Source organism: Nocardioides sp. NPDC059952, assembly GCF_042730435.1.
Taxonomy (GTDB): Bacteria; Actinomycetota; Actinomycetes; order Propionibacteriales; family Nocardioidaceae; genus Nocardioides.
The window spans coordinates 1-1,407 of the sequence record NZ_JBHWLY010000158.1; the positions used below are offsets into that span (position 1 = coordinate 1).

At 65.9% G+C, this 1,407-nt stretch carries 1 protein-coding gene; it reads left to right on the forward strand.

Annotation, left to right across the window (positions count from 1 at the left end):
- The first annotated feature begins 261 nt into the window (after positions 1–261).
- Complete coding sequence (gene chvE, locus ACFV9G_RS29865) at positions 262–1,326, forward strand: multiple monosaccharide ABC transporter substrate-binding protein (protein WP_378733114.1); 1,065 nt, start codon at positions 262–264, stop codon at positions 1,324–1,326.
- The last annotated feature ends 81 nt before the right edge of the window (positions 1,327–1,407 follow it).

Consider the following 1,407-nt stretch of genomic DNA (forward strand, 5'->3'; position numbering starts at 1 on the left):
GGAATCAACTGGTCTCACTCCTTGTCTGTGAGCCCGCTGTGCAGTGCAGATGATCAACGGAGCCTCCCGTAAGTCACGAGTCGGAAACATCCTCGTCCTGCACTTGACGCATTCGGACTCGAAGAGGCAGCCTGTCTCGATGTGAGCGCTCACATCTGTGATGTGACTCACCTGGAAACCGGCCTGTGCGCCGGTCTCCGGACCCCCCGACAGCGGCGCGTAGGCCTACCGACGCGGCCGTAGATGAAATGGAGCAGGTAAGTGCGCAAGGTACTCACCACGATCACCGCGGCAGCGCTTGCGCTCGGCCTCGCGGCATGCGGCGGCGACGGCGGCGAGGGCGGCGACAAGGGCACCGTCGGCGTAGCCATGCCGACCAAGTCCTCGGAGCGCTGGATCGCTGACGGCAACAACATCAAGAAGCAGCTCGAGGCCGAGGGCTACAAGGTCGACCTGCAGTACGCCGAGGACGACATCCCGACCCAGGTCTCCCAGGTCGAGAACATGGTCACCAAGGGCGTCGACGTCCTGGTGGTCGCGGCCATCGACGGCACCGCGCTCGGCGAGGTCCTCGAGACCGCCGACTCGCAGGAGATCCCGGTCATCAGCTACGACCGCCTCATCCGCGACACGAAGGCCGTCGACTACTACTCGACCTTCGACAACTTCCAGGTCGGCGTGCAGCAGGCGACCTCGCTCGTCGAGGGCCTGAAGGCCAAGGGCGAGGGCCCCTACAACGTCGAGCTCTTCGGCGGTTCGCCCGACGACAACAACGCCACCTTCTTCTGGGACGGCGCCATGTCGGTGCTCGAGCCGCTGATCAAGTCCGGCGAGATCGTCATCCCCTCCGGCCAGACGGACTTCAAGCAGGCCGCGATCCTGCGCTGGGACCCCGCCACCGCGCAGAAGCGCATGGAGGACATCCTCACCAAGACGTACGCCTCCACGAAGGTCCAGGGCGTCCTCTCGCCCTACGACGGCCTCTCGCTCGGCATCATCGCCGCGCTCAAGGGCAACGGCTACACCACCGCCGACCTCCCGGTCGTGACCGGCCAGGACGCCGAGGTGCAGTCGGTGAAGTCGATCAACGCCGGTGAGCAGTACTCCACGATCTTCAAGGACACCCGCGAGCTCGCCAAGGTGACCGTCGACATGATCGTCGCCGTCGGTGCGGGCGAGGAGCCCGAGGTCAACGACACCGAGACCTACGACAACGGCGAGAAGGTCGTTCCGTCCTACCTCCTCGACCCGGTCGTGGTCACCAAGGACGACGTCACCAAGGTGCTCGTCGACTCCGACTACTACACCGCCGACGAGATCAAGTAGCACCCCGTACGCGGCGTGGGGGCCGGGGCCCCCCGCCCCGGCCCCCCCCCGCCCCCCGGCCCCAAAAACGAACACCCAAAA